This is a genomic window from Mycobacterium sp. SMC-13 (assembly GCF_045311035.1).
Taxonomy (GTDB): Bacteria; Actinomycetota; Actinomycetes; order Mycobacteriales; family Mycobacteriaceae; genus Mycobacterium.
Window position 1 is genome coordinate 1 of the sequence record NZ_JBJIAI010000040.1, and the last position, 22187, is coordinate 22187.

At 65.2% G+C, this 22187-nt stretch carries 19 protein-coding genes and 1 pseudogene; 10 read left to right on the top strand and 10 right to left on the bottom strand.

Annotation, left to right across the window (positions count from 1 at the left end):
* Nucleotides 1-75 precede the first annotated feature (75 nt).
* Nucleotides 76-2625, top strand: a pseudogene (locus tag ACJH6I_RS29770) (flavin-containing monooxygenase); the annotation flags it as partial.
* Between the two features lie 115 nt (nt 2626-2740).
* Nucleotides 2741-3496 (top strand): SDR family NAD(P)-dependent oxidoreductase, encoded by a 756-nt coding sequence (locus tag ACJH6I_RS29775; protein WP_016895005.1) that lies wholly within the window; start codon nt 2741-2743, stop codon nt 3494-3496.
* Here the strand turns inward: ACJH6I_RS29775 and ACJH6I_RS29780 are convergent.
* Nucleotides 3493-5703, bottom strand: a complete 2211-nt coding sequence (locus ACJH6I_RS29780) for a LuxR C-terminal-related transcriptional regulator (RefSeq protein WP_318986860.1) — start codon at nt 5701-5703, stop codon at nt 3493-3495. The genes ACJH6I_RS29775 and ACJH6I_RS29780 overlap by 4 nt on opposite strands.
* 276 nt (nt 5704-5979) lie before the next feature.
* On the opposite strand from ACJH6I_RS29780, the gene ACJH6I_RS29785 reads away from it, so the two are divergent.
* The 7 genes from ACJH6I_RS29785 to ACJH6I_RS29815 all read left to right on the top strand — a co-directional run bounded on the left by ACJH6I_RS29785 (nt 5980) and on the right by ACJH6I_RS29815 (nt 12452).
* Entirely contained in the window at nt 5980-6903 is a 924-nt protein-coding gene (locus tag ACJH6I_RS29785) for an AraC family transcriptional regulator (protein WP_079630333.1), read from the top strand.
* Between the two features lie 158 nt (nt 6904-7061).
* Complete coding sequence (locus tag ACJH6I_RS29790; RefSeq protein WP_079630334.1) at nt 7062-7625, top strand: flavin reductase family protein; 564 nt, start codon at nt 7062-7064, stop codon at nt 7623-7625.
* 19 nt (nt 7626-7644) lie between these two features.
* Nucleotides 7645-9228: a 4-hydroxyphenylacetate 3-hydroxylase family protein gene (locus tag ACJH6I_RS29795; protein WP_079630335.1), complete on the top strand. Its 1584-nt coding sequence runs from the start codon at nt 7645-7647 to the stop codon at nt 9226-9228.
* A gap of 106 nt (nt 9229-9334) precedes the next feature.
* Entirely contained in the window at nt 9335-10438 is a 1104-nt protein-coding gene (locus ACJH6I_RS29800) for a mandelate racemase/muconate lactonizing enzyme family protein (protein ID WP_079630336.1), read from the top strand.
* Between the two features lie 60 nt (nt 10439-10498).
* Nucleotides 10499-11350, top strand: coding sequence for a catechol 1,2-dioxygenase (gene catA / locus ACJH6I_RS29805; RefSeq protein ID WP_079630337.1), 852 nt, complete (start codon nt 10499-10501; stop codon nt 11348-11350).
* Nucleotides 11351-11355: 5 nt separating this feature from the next.
* The gene (catC, locus tag ACJH6I_RS29810) at nt 11356-11646 is read left to right on the top strand and encodes a muconolactone Delta-isomerase (protein ID WP_079630338.1); all 291 of its coding nucleotides are present in this window, start codon (nt 11356-11358) and stop codon (nt 11644-11646) included.
* Entirely contained in the window at nt 11643-12452 is an 810-nt protein-coding gene (locus ACJH6I_RS29815; protein ID WP_079630339.1) for an alpha/beta fold hydrolase, read from the top strand. Before catC ends, ACJH6I_RS29815 begins: the two co-directional genes overlap by 4 nt.
* 89 nt (nt 12453-12541) lie before the next feature.
* On the opposite strand, the gene ACJH6I_RS29820 is transcribed toward ACJH6I_RS29815, so the two are convergent.
* Genes ACJH6I_RS29820 through ACJH6I_RS29830 form a run of 3 tightly spaced genes read right to left on the bottom strand, consistent with a single transcriptional unit; the run spans nt 12542 to nt 15035 of the window.
* Entirely contained in the window at nt 12542-13177 is a 636-nt protein-coding gene (locus tag ACJH6I_RS29820) for a 3-oxoacid CoA-transferase subunit B (protein ID WP_079630340.1), read from the bottom strand.
* A complete protein-coding gene (locus ACJH6I_RS29825) occupies nt 13174-13830 on the bottom strand; it encodes a 3-oxoacid CoA-transferase subunit A (protein WP_016895378.1) in 657 nt (218 codons plus the stop codon). The genes ACJH6I_RS29820 and ACJH6I_RS29825 overlap by 4 nt, the downstream gene beginning before the upstream one ends.
* Nucleotides 13830-15035: an acetyl-CoA C-acetyltransferase gene (locus ACJH6I_RS29830; protein WP_079630341.1), complete on the bottom strand. Its 1206-nt coding sequence runs from the start codon at nt 15033-15035 to the stop codon at nt 13830-13832. The genes ACJH6I_RS29825 and ACJH6I_RS29830 overlap by 1 nt, the downstream gene beginning before the upstream one ends.
* A 73-nt stretch (nt 15036-15108) precedes the next feature.
* Between ACJH6I_RS29830 and ACJH6I_RS29835 the strand changes: the two genes are divergently transcribed.
* Nucleotides 15109-15993 carry a LysR substrate-binding domain-containing protein gene (locus ACJH6I_RS29835; protein ID WP_016895376.1) on the top strand — a complete coding sequence of 295 codons (885 nt, stop codon included), beginning with the start codon at nt 15109-15111 and terminating at the stop codon, nt 15991-15993.
* A gap of 62 nt (nt 15994-16055) precedes the next feature.
* On the opposite strand, the gene ACJH6I_RS29840 is transcribed toward ACJH6I_RS29835, so the two are convergent.
* The 6 genes from ACJH6I_RS29840 to ACJH6I_RS29865 form a co-directional block, all read right to left on the bottom strand.
* Nucleotides 16056-17639, bottom strand: a complete 1584-nt coding sequence (locus ACJH6I_RS29840; protein WP_165694935.1) for an FAD-binding oxidoreductase — start codon at nt 17637-17639, stop codon at nt 16056-16058.
* 16 nt (nt 17640-17655) lie between these two features.
* Complete coding sequence (locus tag ACJH6I_RS29845) at nt 17656-18531, bottom strand: SDR family NAD(P)-dependent oxidoreductase (protein ID WP_016895374.1); 876 nt, start codon at nt 18529-18531, stop codon at nt 17656-17658.
* A gap of 89 nt (nt 18532-18620) precedes the next feature.
* Complete coding sequence (locus ACJH6I_RS29850; protein ID WP_050545736.1) at nt 18621-19568, bottom strand: dioxygenase; 948 nt, start codon at nt 19566-19568, stop codon at nt 18621-18623.
* 11 nt (nt 19569-19579) lie between these two features.
* A complete protein-coding gene (locus ACJH6I_RS29855) occupies nt 19580-20641 on the bottom strand; it encodes a maleylacetate reductase (protein ID WP_079630343.1) in 1062 nt (353 codons plus the stop codon).
* Nucleotides 20638-21027, bottom strand: a complete 390-nt coding sequence (locus tag ACJH6I_RS29860) for an FAD-dependent monooxygenase (protein ID WP_079630384.1) — start codon at nt 21025-21027, stop codon at nt 20638-20640. Before ACJH6I_RS29860 ends, ACJH6I_RS29855 begins: the two co-directional genes overlap by 4 nt.
* A gap of 161 nt (nt 21028-21188) precedes the next feature.
* Nucleotides 21189-22154 (bottom strand): helix-turn-helix domain-containing protein, encoded by a 966-nt coding sequence (locus ACJH6I_RS29865; RefSeq protein WP_016895370.1) that lies wholly within the window; start codon nt 22152-22154, stop codon nt 21189-21191.
* Nucleotides 22155-22187: the final 33 nt, after the last annotated feature.

The window sequence follows — 22187 nt, forward strand, 5'->3', positions numbered from 1 at the left end:
GGTAAGACCAACACGAGGCCCACACCTGGGGAATTACGTGACAGCAACCCCTGGGGAATTACGTGACCGACGACAGCAGGATTCTCGGGTCTTTATGCGACCCACAAACTCCGTAACGGGTTGAAGCTCTCTGTGCAAGCTTTTGAAGCCGCGCCCGGCGCCGGCGGAGTGTGGCACTGGAACACCTACCCCGGTGCGCGCTGCGATTTCGAGAGCATCTTCTACTCGTACTCGTTCGACGAGGACCTGCAGCGCGAGTGGCGCTGGACGGAGCGTTTCGCCGCGCAGCCCGAGATCAAGCGATACCTCGAACACGTCGCTGACCGGTTCGACCTCCGACGCAGTTACCGCTTCAACACCCGGGTTACCTCGGTGGTGTGGGACGAGGACACCGCGCGGTGGCGCGTCGGTACTGACGACGGGGCCATCACGACCGCACGGTTCTTCCTCAACGCGGCGGGTGGATTCGGGGTGACGAAGCCCAATGACTTCCCCGGACAGGACGACTTCGGCGGCACGGTGGTGCACACCAGCAGCTGGCCGCAAGACGGCATCGACTTGGCCGGCAAACGCGTCGCCGTGATCGGCACGGGGTCCACGGGCATCCAGGTCATCCAGACCATCGCCAGTGAGGTCGACCAATTGACGGTCTTCCAGCGGACCCCGAACTTCGCTTGCCCCCTGGGCAACAGGCCGTTGTCCGACGACGAATTCAACGCCACGGTGGCCGATTACCCGAAGATTCGTGAGGAGGCACGCAACAGCATCGCGGGCGCGGCGTATCCCCGCGCGGTACTTCCCGCAGCGGCCCACACCCCAGAGCAACAACGCGCCGTCTACGACGAGTTCTACAACGGCGGCGGTTTCCGCATGCTTGCCTCCACCTACTACGACCTGATCACCAATCCCGAAGCGAACCGGACGGTGGCCGACTACATCCGAAGCCGCATCCGCGAGCGTGTCACCGACCCCGAGGTCGCCGAACTGTTGTGCCCGACCGACTACCCGTACGGGGTCAAGCGGGCGACGTTCGAAACCAACTACTTCGACACATTCAACGAGCCCCACGTACGCCTCGTCGATGCGCGCACGACACCGATCGCGCGCATCACAGAAAAAGGTATCGCCACCACTGAGCAGGAATACGAATTCGACGTCATCATCTTGGCCACCGGATTCGATGTGGGCGCGGGAGCCCTGATGCGGATGGGCGTCATCGGCCGTGAAGGCAAGCAACTGACCGATCACTGGGCGCACGGCCAACGGTGCTATCTGGGCGCGGCCACCCACGGGTTTCCGAACCTCTTCCACATCAACGGCCCGCAAGGTCCCGCTGCGTTGTTCAACAATCCCACTGCCATCGAAGACAGCGTCGACTTCATCGCAGACCTGATCACGACGATGGACGAGCGCGGGTACCGAACAGCGGAAGTGACCGATGAGGCCGAGACCCGCTACAACGAGCTGGTCTGTGAAGTCGCCGACGTGACACTGTTTCCCACCGCGACCACGTGGTATATGGGCGACAACATCAAGGGCAAGGCGCGGACCCCGATCTCGCTTTTCACCGGCGCCCCGATGTTTCGCGCGATCGTCGCCGAGGTGGCGGCGCACGACTTCAGCGGATTTGCCTTCGACGGTCACGAAAGGCCGGTTTCGCCACTGGTCAGTCTTGACGGGAGCGAAGTCTTCCTGCTCGGAGGCATGATGAACATGGGCATGAAACCCCTCGAGCAGTGTTCGCTGGAGGAAGTTCGCTTCAGCCTGGAAGCCTTCAAGGCCTTGCAGCTTCCGCTGCCGACCGGGGTCTCCGTTACCGAAGTCTCCTATCCAACGGAGCAGGGACAGCGCCCGGTACGGCTGTATCGCCCCGAAGGCAGCACCGCTCCGCTACCCGTCATCGTGTTCGTTCACGGTGGTGGCTGGATCGGCGGAAGCCTCGACGCATTCGACGAGCCGTGCGCGGTCCTGGCTCAACGAGTCGGCGCGGTCGTGGTGTCACCGGACTATCGGCTGGCACCCGAACATCCCTTCCCCGCAGGCCCCGATGACGTCCTCGCCGCGCTGCGGTGGGCGGGTGAGCATGCAAGCGAGTTCGGCGGAGACCCCGACCGTATTGCGATCGGCGGCGAAAGCGCCGGAGCGAACCTTGCGGCGGTGACCGCACTACGCGCCAGAGACGAGGGCGGCCCCACGCTGCGGGCCCAGATTCTGGTGACGCCACCCGTAGACCCATTGGCCGACAACGGCTCTCGCAAGCAGTTCGCGAACGGACCGATCATCTCGGCCGAGATCGGGGGACGGATGTGGGCCATGTACCTGGGTGACCCCGCGAACGCCACGTCGCCGTGGGCGGCACCGATCCGGGCCGACGACCTGTCGGGATTGCCGCCGACACTGATCGTCACCATGGAGATCGACCCGACTCGGGACGAAGCCGAGGACTACGCGGCTGCGTTGCAAGCCGCCGGGGTGCCGACGCAATGCCGACGCCTCTCACGCCTGATGCACACCACGTTGTCAGTGTCGGGGGCGGTCCCGCGCACCGCGGAGATCCACGACGCGATGGCGGAATTCCTTGGCCCGCTGCTGGTCAGGCAAGCCGTGGCCAGCGTCGTCGGCTGAGGCGTCGGTGGTGGCCGGGGCCTGCAGTGACCGGCCACCACCGACGAAATACCCACCATTACAACCTGATTCACCCTGTCCACACTTGACACGAACAGAAAGAAGACGCACTGAGATGAGCGGATCTCTCCACGGCAAGCGAGCGCTGATAACCGGCGGCCACCGCGGGATCGGTCGCGCGATCGCCGAAGCCTTTACCGAAGCCGGTGCAGTCGTCGCGATCGCTGACATCGAGGGCGCCGACGTCGCAGCGAAAGAGATCGGCCGCGGCGCAATCGGTGTCACATGCGACGTGAGTTCAGCCGACAGCGTGGCCGCGGCAGTGCAGACGACGACCGCGTCCCTCGGCGGGATCGATGTGCTGGTCAATAACGCCGGTGTGGAAGCGATCGGCCCGCTGCACGAGACCAGCGAGGCGGACTTCGACCGGTTGATGGCGATCAACGTGCGCGGACCTTGGCTTGTGTACAAGCATGCCGTGCCGGCGCTCATCGATGGCGGCGGTGCCATCGTGAACATCGCCTCGGTCAGCGGCGTGGCGGCCTTCCCCCTCCTCGGTGTCTACTCGGCGACCAAGGCGGCGTTGATCAGGCTCACCGAAGCTATGACGCTCGAGCTGCGTGACCATGGGGTGCGTGCCACCGCCATCTGTCCGGGCTTCGTCAACACCGAGATGGTGGCCCGCACCAGTGACGTCTTCGCCGACATCACCGGCGCGTCGTTCGCGGAGGTGGTGACCCAGGGTCAGGGCGAAATGGCCGCACCGGCCGACATCGCGGGCCTGGCGACCTATCTGGCCTCCGACGCCGCATCCTTCGTCAATGGCACGGCCATCGTGGTCGACGGAGGCATGAACCTGCGGCGCGTCTAGCGCGGCGACGGGTGCCGGGCCATCCAGGCAGCCACTTGAGCGCGGGACGCGAAGCCCAGCTTGGAAAGAATGCGCTCAACGTGGCCGTCTGCTGTGCGCTTGGAGATGACGAGGCGCTCGGCGATCTCGCGGTTGGACAGGCCCACCTCGACCAACGCTGCGACTTCGAATTCCCGTTTCGTCAGCGGTTCGCTGGGCAGGCGCGCCGATCTGTGTGCACCATCGAGGACGCCGAGCACGAAGTCGATCGCCTCATCGACGTCCATCGGCCTGACGGAAGGTGACGTGTCCGCCGGCGCAGGCTCGGGGGTGTGGGCGACAGCGAAACCGGACAACCGGGGTCCGAACGCACCGATGGAGGTTCCGATTGCCTGCCACAGCCCCATCGCCGTACGGGAGAGCACCCGCGCACGGCCGAATTGACGGCGGTCACCGGCGATCCACCCGAGCAGATCGGTAGTCAGCGCGACCGCGATGCCGTCGCCGAAACCACGTCGTAGTGCCAAAGCTCGGCGCGCGGTGCGCTCCGCCTCGTCATAATGGCCCAGCAACCAATGTGCCAGTGCCGCTGCCCATTCGGCATATCCGCGGGCCGAGCGTTCTCCGTGCTGCTCGCAGAGCGTCGCGGCCTCACGAGCTTCGGCGAGGGCTCGGTCGGCCGCGCCGTCCGTGGCCAAAGCGCTCGCAAGCATGTATCGGGCCGTCATTTCCATTTCGCGATCGCCGCGGGCAGCGTGATCCTCCACCGCTCTGCTGAATCCACCTACGGCAGCGGCCGTGTCGCCGGTGAACAAATCCCGCAGCGCCGTCCAGTGGCGCGCGTGCGCGGCGAACACTTCGTCGTCGGACTCCATGGCGTACGACTGGAGCTCCTTCAACCAGCTGACGGGCGATTCGTGGTCGCCCTGCAGCAGGGCGATCCAGGTGACGACCCACAGACAGTGCGCCCGCGCGGCCGATGGTGACGTTTCGGCCGCGAGCATGGACTCGATGCGCATCCTGCCTTCTGCGAGGCGTCCGTTCAACAACCACTGATAACGCAGTCGGCCCAGCAGTTCGAGCGCGATCTGCCCTTCTGATGGAGTTGTCGCGCTCCAATGCACAGCGGCCACGTAGCTGGGGTGATCGAGGCTCATCTGTCGAATCAAGCTGTCCTGGTCGGGTCCCCACCACTGCGTCAACATTCCGGCGGCGCGACGTAGCATCACGTCGCGGTGGCGGCGGTGCAACTGCTCCGTCTCGCCGGCCTGGTCCGCCAACTCGGCAGCGACCTCTCGCACGGCGGCCGGCAGGTGGTAACGCATGGTTCCCGTACCGCGGTCGGTGAGCACGATCGACTGGGCGACGAGCCGGTCGATCGAGTCGAACACGTCATCGGCACGCAGCTCGCCAAAAGCACATACCTGTTCGGTGAGTTCGAGGTCGAAGGTCGCTGGAAACACCGCCAGGCGACGCCACAGCACTTGCGCGTTGCCGTGACACAGGTCGTAGCTCCACTCCACCATCGCCCGCAGCGATCGGTGGCGTGACATCGAGTTGACATCGGAAGCAGTGAGGGCGGTCAACCGTTTGCGGAACCGCTCGACAACCTGCTCGACCGTGAGGGACCTCAGTTTCGCTGCCGCCAATTCGATGGCCAGCGGCGATCCCTCTAGCAACCGGCATAGCTCGATAACGGCGTCGGCGTTGACCGTAGTCACGTCGAAGTCCGGGTCCACGGCGACGGCGCGTTCGACGAGCAAGCTCACGGATCCGTCGGCGGCCAGCTGCTCGGCCGGCGTTCCAAGCTCGGGCACACTCAACGGGAGGACCGGACGCAGCACCTCACCCACCACGCCCAGGTGTTCCCGGCTGGTGGTGATGACGCGCAGGTTCGGCGCTGCCCGCAGGAGCACGGGCACGGTGACGCGCACCGCATCGATGACGTGCTCACAGTTGTCGAGGACCAACATCAGTCGGCGTTCGGGGAGAACCGACAGCAGCTTGTCGCGCGGCGATGTCGCTGACTGATCGCTGATCCCCAGGGCGCTGACGATCGCGGCCTCGACGTCGTTGGCGCCTGCTCCGACGCTCAGATCGGTCAGCCGGACCAGCCAGGCGCCGTCGGGGAACTTCCCCTGCACACGATGTGCTACTTCCAGAGCAAGCCGGGTCTTGCCGACACCGCCCGGTCCGGTGAAGGTGATCAACCGCGACTGGGTCAGCATCCGTTGGGCTGCTTCCAGATCATGGCGGCGAGCCACAAGTCGATTCAACGGCGCACCTACCCGCTCGCCGCCTCGTCGCTGGCTCCGCGCTGAGCTCATACCGAGATCGTAGGTTGCGTCGGCCTATCTGGACACCACCGTTCCGTAGCACGGCACGCAGACTCGACAGCCTCGGCTTCGACGGGTGCAATCAACCCATGAAGTGGCATCGGCAAGGGCAGTTGACTCCGGTCGATCTCACCGGGTGCTGAGGACGATTCGCTGGAAGGAGCCGTCATGGTTGCTCCTGTCACCCTGGGGAGCACGGACTGGGATGAGGTCTCATATGCCGTGGCAAACGCGTATTTTCCGCACGACTTGCATCCCCTCGGCCACGCGAGAGCGGGAAAGGCACGCGCCGACGGGGTCGATTTAGGTCCGATCAGGATCGCCCATATCAGCTGGGGCGCAGCCGTTTCAGTCGTCACCACCCATCCCGGCGCGTACGCCGTCAACATCCCGGTGTCCGGCCAATTGGAGTCGGTCATCGGTCAGGACGAATTCATTGCTACGCCCGAGCGCGCAACGATCTTCCCTCCTGATACCCCCGCGCGCATTCGGCGGTGGAGCGAATCATGCGGCATCATCGGGGTCCGCTTCGATCGCGACTATCTGCATCGGGAAATTCACCGCGTGCTCGCCGAGCCCGTCGACTGGCCGCCCGATCACCTCGACCTCACCGGCGGCGCCGGCGCGGCCTGGGTACGACTGGTGCAGTGCTTGACGGGCGATATGGCATCAAAACAACATCCCCTCGTCCATGAACAGCTGTGCGCTGCGATCACAACCGCATTCGTGCTTGCCGCGATGCCCGAGAGCGGCGCACAGGCATCGACACTGCGGCCGCGAATCGTGAAACGCGTTGTGGACCAGTTGCGTGACGACCCCGCGCGCGCCTGGACTGCCTGCGACATGGCTCAGGTCGCGGGAGTCAGTGTTCGCCGCCTGCAGGAAGGGTTTCGCGCCTACCTCGGCGTCACGCCTCGCGAGCTGTTGGCCGACATCCGCCTCGCCCGGGTGCGCGAGGAGCTGCTGCACGGAACCGAGAATGCCACTGTCACAGGGGTTGCCATGCGTTGGGGCTTCACCCACACCGGCCGTTTCGCCGCCGCGTACCGCCGCAAGTATGGCGAGTCGCCGTCGCAGACCCTGCACGCCTGACAGACATAGCCATCGGCTGCTGTCCAGAATTCCGCCGGCCACCGGCGTGACCCGGATCGCAACTCACCGCGCATTGCGGATCGTGTCCGCGCTTTGCGGATCGACGCGGCCGCCGAACCCAAATAGTTTGTCCCACAACGATCTCAACGAGGAGTCTCATGGGCGAGCAGCATGACTTGAGAAGCGTCTTTGGCCAATTCGCCACGGGCGTCACCGTCATCACGTGCCGTAACAGTGATGGCGCACCACACGGCGCCACAGTCAACGCATTTACCGCAGTGTCATTGGAACCGAGCCTGTGCCAGGTGACGATGACCAGACGATCCAAGGCCTGCGCGTACCTCAGCGGAGCGCCCTTCGCGGTCAACGTCCTGGCCAGCGATCAAATCGACACAGCGATGCATTTCGCCGGCCGGCCCTGCGTGCGTGACCCCGCATGGGCCGAAGGCCCGACCGGTCCGATCTTGACGGGTACGTCGGCCACCCTGTCGTGCCGCCCGTGGGCCGAGTATGACGGCGGCGACCATGTCATCTTCATCGGCGAAATAGTCGATGCCGTCGCCCACAACAAACCGCCACTCATCTTCTACCGCAGCACCTTTCACAGCCTCGGTGTGCCATCGGCGCACGCGACATGGGCAGGCAGCGCCGATGACCCCGAAATCGGTTGGTTCGACGCTGCGACGTCCTTCACTCCCCTGCACCTCCCTCACACCGTCTAACGCGAAGGAACACCCGACCATGACCACCACCACTCCGAGCAGCGACACCACACCCACCGAAAGCAGCGCCATCAACTACGCCACCCGCCCCATGACCGGCGACGAGTACATCGAATCGCTGCGCGACGACCGCGAGATCTACCTGCACGGTGAACGCGTCGCCGACGTCACCACCCATCCGGCCTTCCGCAACCCCATTCGAATGACAGCACGGCTCTACGACTCGCTACACGGCGGCGAGTACGTCGACGAGGTGACCAGCCCGACCGACACCGGCAATGGCGGTGTCACGATGCCGTTCTTCAAGGCTCCTCATTGCGCCGAAGACTTGCTCAAAGAGCGTGACGCGATCGCCCGATGGGCCCGCATGACCTACGGATGGATGGGCCGCAGCCCCGACTACAAGGCGTCTTTCCTCGGCACCCTGCACGCCAACAAGGAGTTGTACTCGCCGTTCCAGGACAACGCCGAACGCTGGTACCGGGAGTCGCAGGAGAAGGTCCTGTACTGGAATCACGCCATCATCAACCCGCCGGTGGACCGCCAGCTGCCGCCCGACGAGGTCGGTGACGTGTACATGAAGGTCGAGAAGGAGACCGACGCCGGCCTCATCGTCTCGGGCGCGAAGGTCGTCGCCACGGGTTCGGCGATCACCAACTACAACTTCATCGCCCATTACGGCCTGCCGATCAAGAAGAAGCAGTTCGCGCTCATCTGCACGGTGCCGATGAACGCGCCAGGGGTGAAGTTGATCTGCCGGTCCTCGTTCACCCAGCAGGCCGCGGTCATGGGCACGCCGTTCGACTATCCCCTGTCGAGTCGCATGGATGAGAACGACACCATCTTCATCTTCGACAAGGTGCTGGTGCCGTGGGAAAACGTGTTCATGTACGGCGACGTCGACAAGATCAACGCCTTCTTCCCGCAGTCGGGCTTCCTGCCCCGCTTCACCTTCCAGGGATGTACGCGGCTGGCCGTGAAACTCGACTTCATCGCGGGGCTCTTGATGAAGGCGCTCGAGGCAACGGGCGCCGGTGGATTCCGCGGCGTGCAGACGCGGGTCGGCGAAGTGATCGGCTGGCGAAACCTGTTCTGGGCGTTGAGTGAATCAATGGCGCGCGACCCCGAGCCGTGGGTCGGTGACACGGTCATTCCGAAGCTCGAATACGGCCTGACCTACCGGATGTTCATGATCCAGGGATACCCGCGCGTCAAGGAGATCATCGAGCAGGACGTCGCGTCGGGCCTTATCTACCTGCCTTCCAGCTCAGCGGATTTCCTCTCGCCGAACGTGCGCCCGTACCTCGACAAGTACGTCCGCGGATCCGACGGCATGCCCGCGGTCGAGCGCGTGAAAATCATGAAGGCGCTATGGGATTCGGTCGGTACCGAGTTCGGCGGCCGCCACGAGTTGTACGAGCGCAACTACTCCGGCAACCACGAGAACGTGAAAGCCGAGCTGCTGTTCGCCGCCCAAGGACGCGGCGACGCCACTGCGATGAAAGGCCTTGCCGAGCAGTGCCTTTCCGAATACGACCTGGACGGCTGGACGGTGCCAGACCTCATCGGCAACGACGACGTGTCCTACTTCGGTAACCGCTGAGCCCACACGTCCTTCGCTACGAGTTCATGTCGCTACGTTCGCTTCCACCGGCGCGATCAAACTGCGCCGGTGGAAGCCTGAACCTGAGCCCATCCGGAGATGAACGGTGAAGATCACCCGGGTCGAGGCGATTCCGTTCGCCATCCCATACACGAAGGCGCTGAAGTTCGCGTCCGGTGAGGTGCACGTCGCAGAACACGTCTTGGTCCGGGTGCATACCGACGACGGGGTGGTCGGCACGGCCGAAGCCCCGCCGCGGCCCTTCACCTATGGCGAAACCCAGACGGGCATCATCGCCGTAATCGACCAAATCTTCGGCCCGCAGATCGTCGGGCTGTCCCTGCTGCAACGCGAGGTCGTGAACGCGAAACTTGCTCGCACGGTGGGTAACCCGGCCGCCAAAGCCGCGATAGACATGGCCTTGTGGGATGCGCTCGGGAGAACCGTCGGCATCTCGGTCGGTGACATGCTCGGCGGGTTCACCGACCGACTGCGGGTGAGCCACATGTTGGGTTTCGACGACCCTGCGGCGATGGTGGCCGAGGCACAGAAGATGCATGAGGTGTATGGGATCCGCACCTTCAAGGTCAAGGTGGGGCGCCATCCGGTCACGTTGGACACCGCCGTCGTCCGCGCACTGCGGAACCACTTCGGCGACGACGTCGAACTCTACGTCGACGGCAATCGCGGCTGGAGCGCATCGGAATCACTGCGCGCCATGAAGGAGATGAGCGACCTGGGCTTGCTCTTCGCCGAGGAACTCTGCCCGGCCGATGATGTGCTGGGCCGCCGATGGCTCGTCGAGCACCTCGACATCCCTTTTATCGCAGACGAATCCGTGCCCACGGCGGCTGACGTCACTCGCGAGGTCCTGGCCGGGTCGGCGACGGCCATCAGCATCAAGACCGCCAGAACCGGATTCACCCAATCGCGACGCGTGCATCACCTGGCCGAGGGTCTCGGGCTCGAAGTTGTCATCGGCAACCAGATCGACGGTCAGATCGGCACCGCCTGCTCACTCGCGTTCGGTGCCGCCCACCAGAGCACGTCACAACATGCCGCTGAGCTGTCGAACTATCTGGACATGAGTGACGACCTGCTCGCGGAGCCGTTGAGCATCCGTGACGGAGCACTTCAGTGCCTACCCGGCCCCGGGCTGGGCATTGACGTCGATGAGGACAAGCTCGCCCACTACCGCACCGACCGCTGACATCCCGCGGTAGCAACAGGCCCCTCCATTCCCAGGACCCCAGATTTGAAGGAGATAGAAATGACGACTTCTGCGACAAGCGCCACCGCCGCGGCGTCCGGCGCCGCTGCCACTGAGCGTTTTCACACCGACAAGACGCCGTACGAGGCAGTCGCGGACACCCCAACTGAACGGGTCGACATGCTTGCGCGCGAGGTCCTCGCCGGCATCCACGAGACGATCCGGCGGCACGCCGTCAGCTACGACGAGTACAACGCCCTCAAGGCATGGCTCATTGGCGTCGGCGAGGATGGCGAGTGGCCCCTGTTCCTCGACGTCTTCGTCGAGCATGTCGTCGAGGAGGTAAACACCGCACATCGACGCGGCAGCAAGGGCACCATCGAAGGCCCTTACTACGTGCCCGACGCCCCCGAAATCGACTCTCCCGCAACGCTTCCCATGCGCGACGGCGAGCAGGGCACACCACTGGTGTGGACCGGCAAGATCACCACTCCCGACGGCGCCCCGCTGCCAGGCAAGGTCGAACTCTGGCAGGCCGACGCCGACGGTTACTACTCCCAATTCGCGCCCGCCATCCCGCCGTGGAACCTGCGCGCCACCATCCCCACCGACCGTGACGGCACCTTCAGCATCACCACGATCCGGCCGGCGCCCTACCAGATACCCACAGACGGCTCCTGCGGACGGCTCATCTCCGCAGCGGGCTGGCACGCCTGGCGCCCAGCTCACCTGCACGTCAAGGTGTCCGCGCCGGGATATCAGACCCTCACCGCACAGCTCTACTTCCCGGGCGATCCGCACAACAACGACGACGTCGCCACCGCCGTCAAACCCGAACTGATGCTCGAACCGGTCGCCGGACCGAACGGCATCTCCGTCACCTACGACTTCGCCCTAGACCCGCAGAGCTGACCGCCGTGATCTTCCACGTCCGGATGGATGTCCACCCACCCACCGACCTCGACCCAGCGGCCTGGGCCGACCTCGCGGCCCGCGAGAAGGCCTACTCCCAGGACCTACAGCGCAGCGGACAATGGCCGCATATCTGGCGCATCGCCGGTGAGTACTCCAACTTCTCGATCTTCGATGTCGAGTCCAACGACGAACTCCACCACATACTTTCCAACCTGCCGTTGTTCGCATACATGACCATCCGTGTCACGCCATTGGCGACCCACCCCTCCGACATCAAGAGCCCGGCGCGGTGAGTACCCGACCCGTGCTCGGCGGTCTTCACCTTGCAGAGCCGCCGGGTGCTCCGGATTGTCCGCTCCTGGTGGTCGGGCCGTCGCTGGGCACCTCCGCGGCGGCGCTGTGGAATGCTGCCGCGCAACACCTTTCCGCCCATGTCCGGGTGGTCTCTTGGGACTTGCCAGGGCACGGCAGCACCCAGGGAACATGCCATGACCCGTTCGTGATGGCGGACCTCGCAGTCGCGGTTCTGGAACTGGTCGACCAGTCGTCACCCGGGGCCGTCTTCCACTACGCGGGTGTCTCAGTCGGCGGGTGCGTAGGCCTGCAACTGCTGCTCGATGCTCCCGAACGTGTAGCGACAGCAACGCTGATCTGTACCGGCGCGCGGATCGGCACATCGCAGGCGTGGCACGACCGCGCCGCGACGGTGCGGCGCAGTGGCACTCGCGCGGTTCAAGACAGCTCAGCGCAACGCTGGTTTGCCGCCGGCTTCGACGAACGTGACCCTGCGACCTACCGGGCGCTCATCGACGGGCTGGACGAGATCAACCCTGAGGGATACGCCCAAGTATGCGAGGCACTCGCGGACTTCGACGTGGAGACCCGATTGCCGGAGATCGTCGCACCGGTCTGCACCATCGCCGGCGCTGAGGACATTGCCACGCCGCCACAGTTGTCGCACCAGATCGCCGTCGGCGTCCAGGCGGGGTGCAGCGCCGTCCTCGACGGTGTCGCTCATCTGGCTCCTGCCGAAAAGCCCAGAGACGTCGCGGAAGTCATCCTGAGTCACATCGCCAGCTACGCGGACAGTAAGACCTGAAACAGGGCGTAGCCTGTTCGACGTGAAGTCGAAAGCTGCTCTCCCCCAGACTTTCTCGAGAATAGGTCCGGGACAGACCCGTCCACAGCTCAGCAGTTGAGAAGGGTGACGTCGAGTCGTTGCGCCAGTTCCGCGCGGCTGATGCCGTAGGTGTCCCGGACGGTCACGCCGTCGGCCTCGATATCGAACACTGCCAGATCGGTATAGACCCGCGACACGCATCCCAGACCCGTCAATGGATACGTGCACGTCGGAACCAGCTTGGCGGAGCCATCTTTGGCGAACAGCGTCATCATGACGAACACCTGTTTGGCACCGATGGCCAGGTCCATGGCACCGCCGACGGCGGGAATCGCATCGGGAGCGCCCGTGTGCCAGTTGGCCAGATCGCCTGTGGCCGACACTTGGAAGGCGCCGAGCACGCAGACGTCGAGATGGCCGCCGCGCATCATCGCAAACGAATCGGCGTGGTGGAAGTACGCGGCACCGGGCAGCTCGGTGACCGGGATCTTGCCCGCGTTGGTCAGCTCGGGGTCGATCTGGTCGCCGACGGCGGCCGGTCCCATGTTCAGCATGCCGTTTTCGGTGTGCAGCACGATGCCGGCGCCGGCGGGCAGGTGATCGGCGACGGTGGTGGGCTGGCCGATTCCGAGGTTGACGTAGGAGCCGGCCGGTATGTCGCGGGCCACCAAGGCGGCCATTTGGGCTTTGGTCAGTGCGCTCATACCGCTACCACCTTGTCGACGTAGATGCTGGGGGTGACAACTGCTTCGGGATCGAGTGCGCCGGTCTCGACCACTTCGTGGACCTGAACGATCGTGGTGGTCGCCGCCGTAGCCATCACGGGACCGAAGTTACGGGCGGTCTTGCGATACACCAGGTTTCCCATCCTGTCGGCCTGGTGGGCCCCTATCAGGGCGACGTCACCGGCCAGGGGATATTCCAGAATATAGGTGCGGCCGTCGATCACCCGTTCCTCTTTGCCTGCGGCGAGCGGGGTTCCGACGGCGGTCGGGCAGTAGAACCCGCCAATGCCGGCGCCGGCGGCACGCATCCGTTCGGCCAGAGTGCCCTGCGGCACGACCTCGAGTTGGATGTCACCCGCGCGGTAGAGGCCGTCGAAGACCCAGGAATCGGATTGCCGGGGGAAGGAGCAGATGACCTTGCGGACGCGCCTGGCGGCCAGCAGAGCAGCCAAACCGGTGTCGCCGTTGCCCGCGTTGTTCGACACGACGGTGAGATCGGTTGCGCCGTGGTCGATCAGCGCATCGATGAGAGCGACGGGCATGCCCGCCATTCCGAAACCGCCGATAAGGACGGTGCTGCCGTCCTTGATGTCGGCCACAGCATCCGCGGTGGTGTCACAGATGGTCGCCATCACTGCACCGCCTCGAATACCGCGGCCAGCCCCTGGCCCCCGCCGATGCACATGGTTTCCAGGACCGTGCGTGCGCCACGTCGCCGTGCTTCGTAGGCCGCGGTGGCCAGGATTCGGGCGCCGGTGGCACCGATCGGGTGTCCCAGTGAGATTCCGGAACCGTTGGGATTCAGGCGATCATCAAGCGGGTCGACCTTCCACTCTGCGAGCACCGCCAGCACCTGGGCGGCGAAGGCTTCGTTGAGCTCGATCAGATCGATGTCGTCGAGTGTCAGTCCAGCGCGCTGTAGCGCTGCGGCGCTGGCCTTCACCGGCCCGATGCCCATGGCCTCGGGGGCGCAGCCCGACACCGCCCACGCCCGTAACCTCAGAAGAGGCGTCAAGCCGAGCCGGGCGGCATCGGCCGCGGTGGTGACCACACACAGGGCGGCACCGTCGTTCTGCCCGGATGCGTTTCCAGCCGTGACTGTCGACTCGCCATCCACCTTGCGCCGGATCGGGCGTAATGCGGCGAGCTTCTCGACGCTGATATCTGCGCGGGGATGCTCATCGCGGTCGACGACGACATCACCGTGACGGCTTGGCACGGTGACAGGAACCAGTTCGTCGGCGAAGCGTCCGGCTTCGTGGGCGGCGATCGCCCGCTGGTGTGAGCGCACCGATAATGCGTCCTGCTCGTGGCGTCCGATCCCGTAGTCGCGGCGCAGGTTCTCCGCTGTCTCGATCATGCCGCCGGCGATGGGATGTGAACTCCCACCGGCGGTTTCGCGGGCGCGATCGAGCCGGTCCATCAGCGCGATACCGCCCTGCCGGACACCGGTCCGGAGACCGAGGGCGTAGTGCTCGACATTGGACATCGATTCCGCCCCACCGGCGATCACCACACTTGCCGCTCCGGTGGCCACCTGCCCGGCGGCGTAGAGCACGGCCTGCAGGCCGGAGCCGCACCGTCGATCGATCTGCAGGCCGGGGACCCCGGTGCCCAAGCCGGCGTCCAACGCTGCGATACGGCCGATGGCCGGGGCCTCACCGTTGGCATAGCCGTTGCCCAGAACGACATCATCGACGTCACCTTCGTCCAGGCCGGTACGGTCGATCAGCGCGCGCAGAGCCACGGTCGCCAAATCGGTAGCAGTCAGCGCCGCCAGAGCCCCGCCCATCCGGCCGACCGGAGTTCGGACGGGATTGCAGATCACGACATCCATGCCTCGACGGTAGGTCTGCGGGCAGATATTCTGAAATACTTAAATCAGAATCTTTGATAGGTAGAACATCCTAATGGAGCTGCGACATCTGCGGTACTTCCGGGCAGTCGCCGAAGAACTGCATTTCGGACGCGCAGCCCAGCGCCTACACATCGCCCAACCGCCGCTGTCGCAGCAGATTCGCCAGCTCGAGCGCGAGTTGGGCGTGGAGTTGCTGATCCGCTCGACCCGCCACGTCGCGTTGACCCCGGCGGGCCAGGCTTTCCATGCGCGTGCCATCGCAATCCTGGACGCTGTAGACGACGCCGCGGATCTGGCTCGCCGGGTCGCTGACGGCACCACCGGTCGGCTCACCATCGGTTGCGTCGGCTCGGCCACCTACTCGGTGCTGCCGCGGCTGGTGCGGGCGCTCGGTGAATTGCTGCCCGATGTCGATGTCCGAGTGCGTGGTGAGATGCTCGCCCCGGCGCAACTGGCGGCGTTGGCGGCGGGCGAGATCGATCTCGCCCTCCTGCGCCCGCCCGTCATCGACCCCGGGCTGTGCACCGAGATCATCCGCCGGGACTCGCTGTTGGTCGCGCTGCCGGAAGGACATCGGTTGAGCAAGCGAAAGGCACTGGCAATAGGCGATCTCCGAGAGGAAGACCTCGTAGCACATGCCGGCGGGGGTCGCTCTGTCATGGCATTGCTACTGGCGACGCTGTGCGCCGACGCCGGCTTCACTCCCCGAGTGCGCCATGAAGTGGAGGAGACCTCGACACTGGTCACCCTGGTGGCCGCCGGACTGGGGGCCGCGATCGTGCCGGCACCAACATCGGCCCTGGACATCGCTGGTGTGGTCTACCGCCCACTGCAGCCCAAAAGTCTCGGCGTCGAACTGGTGGCCGCCTGGCCGGCCTCGCCCCACGATCAACTGGTCCGTCGCGTGATCGAGGCTCTCCGCGAGAGCGCAACGTGATGCTATTGCCGAAATGATCTTTGGTGTGAGGATTTCCTCTCGCGTCGTGGTGCCGGTGCCACTCACTTGACCCGTAGACGCTTGGGCCAGATGCCCGACTTCCCCGGCGCGAGAATGCCGTTCGGGTCAAGGGCGTCTTTGAGCGTCTCGTTGAACCGCAATAGTGCATGGTTGTTCCAGTCGAACTGATCGGCCACGTGATCCATGAAATCGATGTGGGCGCGGTACTCCGCGAAGCCCGCTTCACGAGCCTTGACGATCACCTCGCGGCAGAAGTCATAGGCGGATCGAACCGCCACCGGGTCCTCGGCGTCGTAGAAAAGGGTGGAGATGTGCGTGAGATGGCGAGGGCTGAGGGTGATCCCGGTACCGTAGTCATAGCCGTACTCGGCGCACGCGTCGCGGACGATGTCGCGGATCTTCAGCACGTCAGCCCCGCGCAGTGGCGCGATGCTCGACAAGCACACGTGACCCGGCTTCTTCGCTCCGACCCAATCCATCACGCTCAGGAAGCTCATACTCGGCACGCCCGCCTGGACCTGCCCAGGCTGACCGAGCGCTTCGATCGCTTCCCGGTCGTCGCCACGGAGCTTCTGGCCGTTGACCGTGCTGCCAGGGATGTGGGCGATAGCAGACCGCACCGCGGCCAGGTTCACGTCGACGATCTCCTCACGGCCGTATAGCGCGAAGCGTAGGTTCCATGCGCCGGCACCGGATTTCTTGCGGAAGCCGTCGAGCACCTCGGCCGGCACGCGACCCGGGTTCGGCCAGACATCGGCCTTCTTCGCCCCCTCCGCGAGTGCGGCGAAGTCGTTGAACACCTCCGGTTGGTTGGGAATGGTTCCGTCGAGGAGAAGCGGACGTAGTGCCTCGACGAGTGCGGCGATGTCGTCGGGCTGCGGGACCGTGATGAAGCCATAGATGTAAAAGTCGGGTCTGCGCATGACCCACAGACCGATCTTCGTCACGATCCCGAAATTGGATTGCATGAAGATGCCGTCGGCACTGGGTCCGAATCCGCGCTTGCTCACGTGCCAACCGTCGCCGGCGCCCAGCGCGCCGAGACCGGTGCGAAGCAGCTCGCCGTTGGCCAGGACGACTTCCATGCCGCACTGAGCGGCGGCGTGATCACCGTAACGGGTGTAGCCAAACCCGTGGTCCATCGTGTTGCCCAGGACCGATCCCCACCCCAGATCGGGCACGTCGATCCAGACGTCGTGGCCGTGCTCTCGCACGTAGGCGTAGAGGTCGTTGAAGGAAACGCCCGGCTCGACCACGACGTAGCCGAGCTCGTCGTTGACCTCCAGCACGCGGTTCATCCGGCGCAGGTTGACGACGACCGTACCGGGCATGCGCGGCGACGATCCCCCGTAGGCGTTGTTGCGCCCCTGGGAGTTGGTCCACAGCGAGACGGTGTATTCGTTGGCGATCCGGACGATCGCCTGGATCTCCTCCACGGTGGCGGGTTGGAGCACCACCGGTGGCCGGTAGTCATCCCAGCTCGACGGCGAGTAGGGGTCGCTGAACTCGGCGAGCGTCGCGTCGTCGGTGTGAACGTGTTCTGGACCGATCGCGCGGCTGAACGCGGCGATCGCCTCGTCGAGCCGACCCGGGCTCGCGGCCACGGGCATGGTGAGTTCGGACATGGTGGCGCTCCTCATTTCATTGCGGAAGTTGCGCATTGCTTGCGGCCGCGCGTGTATGGGCCTGTTCGATGGCGGCATGACGTGCTTGGGTCACCGGAAGGAATTCCGGGTGGGTGATGATGTAGAACTCACCGTCGCCCAGTGCCTCGACGACGAGCCTCCCGACGTCCTCGGGTTGGAGGACACGTCCCGGCGGAAGGGGAACATCTTCGGCCTCAGCGTCTTTCGCTATCGCCGACGGCCGCTTGTGGGATGCCGCGACGATGTTGGTGTCGACGAGCGCCGGGGTGATGACGGCTATCCCGACCGGCGACTTTCTGAGCGCGAGTTCCTGTGCGAGAGCTTCGCTGAACGCCACCACGCCGAACTTCGATGCCGAATAGGCCGACGCCCCCGGAACAACGGTGAGGCCCGCCAGTGACGCGGTGTTCACGATGTACCCGCCTTCGCCGTGCGACTCGATGAGCGGCAGGAACGTCTTCGCTCCGTTGATCACTCCCCAGAGGTTGACGTCAAGGACCCACCGGAAGTCGTCGAGTGTCAGGTCGTCGAAGGACACGATCGGTCCCACGCCGGCGTTGTTCACGACAACGTGAACTTTGCCGAACCGCTCGATCACGGCGTCTGCGAGCGCCTGGACGCTGGCGGCGTCGGTGACGTCTGCTGCGACTGCCGTCGCGCCCAGCTCGGCGGCGGCGGCAGTGAGCGCCTCACCGGGAAGGTCGGCGAGGACGACCTTGGCGCCATGCTTGGCGAACACTCTCGCGATGCCCTTACCGATTCCGGAAGCCCCGCCGGTGACGACGGCGACCTTGCCGGCGAGATCCTGCAGCCGCACCCGCGCTGCGGTCGGGTATGCCTCGCGGCCGACGGGCACCTGCCGCTCACTCATGGCAAGACTCTGGTCGTGCTGTCAAGAATTCGGTCATCTCACATTCCTCACCTAGGGTGGTCATCACTTCAGTTGTCTCCGTAGCGTTTTCACCCGTTCGACGCCGACACGGGGTTGATGTGACTCGGTTCGGCCTCGGCGGCTGGGGCGAGGACAATGTCGAAGCGGGTCCGTGACCACGGCCGGTTTCCCAGGTCCCGGCCGTCCGGAGTCGGCGTTCCTGGCTGCTGTTCGATGAAGTCCTTGATCAGGGACTCCTTGACACCGAACACGCTGTCGCGGTCCAGCAGTTCGTCGCCCCTGACGAAGATGTGCGTGACCAGCGTGCGCAGGTTGGGTGCGCTGACCATGAAGTGCAGGTGCGAAGCCCGCATCGGTGAGCGGCCGGCGGCCGTCAGCATCCTGCCCACCGGTCCGTCATGCGGAATGGGGTACGGCGTGGGAGTTATGGCCCAGAAGCGATAGTTGCCGTCCTGGTCACTGAACATGTGTCCTCGTCCAGCCGTGCGGGTGTCGCTGTACTGCACGTCGTAGAAGCCATCTTCGTCGGCCTCCCAGACGTCGATTCGAGCGCCGGGGACGGGCCTGCCGGAGGTATCGCGGACCGTCCCCTCGACCCAGCATGGCTGTCCTGCGGCGCCCGCGGCGATGTCGCCTCCGAGCTCGATCTCGGGCGCGCCGTCGACGAAGAACGGTCCGAACACGGTGGCTTCGGTGGCGTCGGCGTAGGCCTCGTTGTTGATCGCGATGGTCTGCATCGATACGCCAAGGGTGTCGGAGAGCAGGATGAATTCCTGTCGGCGCTCATCGGTGATGTGACCGACCGCGGTGAGGAAGTCGATGCCCTGCTTCCACTCGTCCTCGCTGAGTCGGACCTCCCGGACGAACGCGTGCAGGTGCCGCACGAGAGCCTCTAGAAGCTGCTTTACGCGGAGGTCGGCGGTGCCGGCGAAGGAATCGACGACACGCTGCAGCAGCTCTTCTTCCCGGGCCCGCTGCTCGGCTGAAGCGGTCTGATCGCATGTGGTGTCTGACAAGTCCGGGGTGATCACTGGGCCTCTGCTCCTTCCCAGGCGTTCTGCAGCAGCTGCCCGAGGTTGTCGGCTGTGACCTTCGCGGGGTTGCTGTCCGGCACGACGGGCAGTATCGCCTCGATCGCGTCGCCAATCTGTTCCTCTCGAAAACCGTGATCGCGCAACGCCTTAGGTGCGTCGAGCCGGACCCGAAGTTCCTGTAGCCCGCCCAGCGCGGTCGCTGCGCCAAGTGCTTCGGCGATCCGCTCGGCCACCCGCGGCGCGGCGGGTGCGTTGAGGGCGACCACGTGCGGCAGCATGATCGCATGGGTCGCGGCGTGGGGCAGGTTGTACCGTCCACCCAGCACGTGGCAGATCTTGTGGTGCAGACCCGAGCCCGCCGACGCAAAGGCGACCGCGGCGAGGTAGGCCCCGCATAGAGCCTGCTCCCGACCGCCGAGGCCAGTGGGCTCATCGACGACCAGCCGCAGACCCTGGGCAAGTGTCCGGATGCCTTCGGTGGCCAGCGCGGCGTTGATCGGGTCGGCCCGTGGCGCCCAGAGCGCGTCCACGCAGTGCGCCAGGCCGTTGAGTCCGGATGCCACGCTGAGGTCGACCGGCAGAGTCAGCGTCAGGCTGGCGTCGTACACCACGGCACGCGGAAGGACCCGAGGATCACTGCCCGTGATCTTGTGAGCGTCATCGGTGAGACCCCAGACGTCGGTCGCCTCAGATCCCGCGTAGGTCGTCGGGACGGCGATCACCGGCAATCCTGACGTCAGTGCGATTGCCTTCGCCAAGCCGGTGGCCGATCCACCGCCCACGCTGATCACGACATCTACGGAATGTTCGCTGGCAGCGGCACGGGCGCGTTCGGCCACCGGCACCGGTACATGCATGGCCACCTCATCGTGGACCAAGGTCACGGGCACTCTCGCGGTCACCGCGCGGGCGAGCTCCGCCGCGGACGGCGCGGCAATCAGCATCACCCGGCGGCTGCCGAGACGGTCAACCTCCTCGGCGACTGCGTCCGCGGCGGCACCAGCGGCGAAATGTACACGCTGCGACAAGGTTTCGTGCACGAAGCGCATCTTCATACCGCCACGCGGCCGAGGACACCGGCCAGCGCATCGCGAAGGCTTCCTTCGGGATCCTCGGGCAGGCTGTAGCTTCGCCAGGCGATGTGCTTGTCCGGACGCACCAGTAGCGCCCCGCTCTCCTCGACCTCGCGCAGCTTCGCCCAGTCGTAGTAGAGGTCTGTTACAGCGCGTCCCGGCCCGATCACCACGCAGTTCAGTGGTACGTCGAGCTCGTGGGCCGTCCACCGGTACTTGGTGATCATCGTGTTGCGGATGCCGAGTGACGAGAGAAGCAGCGCCGCCGATGCCCCGGCAGGCCCGGATCCGACGATCAGCACGTCGGTCTCGACGATCGTCGAATTGGGCGGCGTCGTGGCGGCCTGGCCGTCGTCAAACTCCGGCATCGGAGTCACCCTTTCCCGGCCGGGGTGGGCTCCGGCGCGTGGAATCGAGTGTGGGCCGGGACACAGCGACCCGTCGATAGCTTGGGCTCGACTCGGCGGGAACCCGAACAGATGGCCGTTGCACGAACATTCGTGCCAGGCACCACGCGGGTGGTGGTTCGTCAGGCAGGCGGTAGTGACCGGGCGGCCACGGCACGCCGTCGTACGTCGCTGGCGCGTTCACCGAAGCGGGTCGTGAAAGCGTTGGAGAAATGGGCGGCCGATCCGAAGCCGCAACGGTGAGCAACCTCGGCGATCGTCATCGACGTTGCTTCGGGTTTCTTGAGCAGCGCTCGGGCCGCGTCCAACCGACGCGTGAGCACGGACTCGGGCAGCGTGGTTCCCTCCTCGGAGAGCAGACGCGACAGATGTCGCGTGCTGACGCCGACGGCGGCGGCAACCCTCTGCGCGGACAGTGCCGAATCGCGATAATGCACGTCGAGGTAGGTGTGCACTGCCTTCAGGTGCGCCGTGTGCAGATCATCGCGGCCAGGCGCGCACAGCGCCGCTACCAATTCCAGTATCGCTTCCTCTGCAACCGGTTGCGGCTCATGAACGTCTACGGCCGCACCCACACATCGCGCCAAGGCATGTGCGATCGGCTGTTCGCCGTTGCTGAAGTCCCACACGATGGGCCGATCAAGCTTGCTGATATCGGTGACCGAACCGAGAAGCTCGCGTGGGATCTTCAACACCAATTCTTCGAGACCCTGAGAGAAGCCCCGCATGAAGGGCCGATCAGCGTCGCATATCACCAACTGTCCTGGTCGCAGCGACCAAACCGCGTCCTCGTGGTAGAGGAACGTCTCACCCACCAAACTGAACGACAGGAAAACCGACTCGGTCGGGCTTGCGCGCACCAGCTCCTCGTTGCGTTCCACCACATGTGACGTGCCACGGACCCGCGCCAAGTGCACCCGGTCCAACTGGAGGTTGATCTCAGTCGCCTCAAGCATCTCAGTGCGCAAGCTCCGACAACGCAGGCCGATCAGGGCGGCTTCGTTGTGGCGTTCCCACAGTGGCACCCGCTGCCGATCGGGCAGACCGACAGTGGTGAACACGCGCGGCCGCGCGGGCATGGTCGGCATAACGCGAAACTACTCCTCGAGGCTCGAGTCACA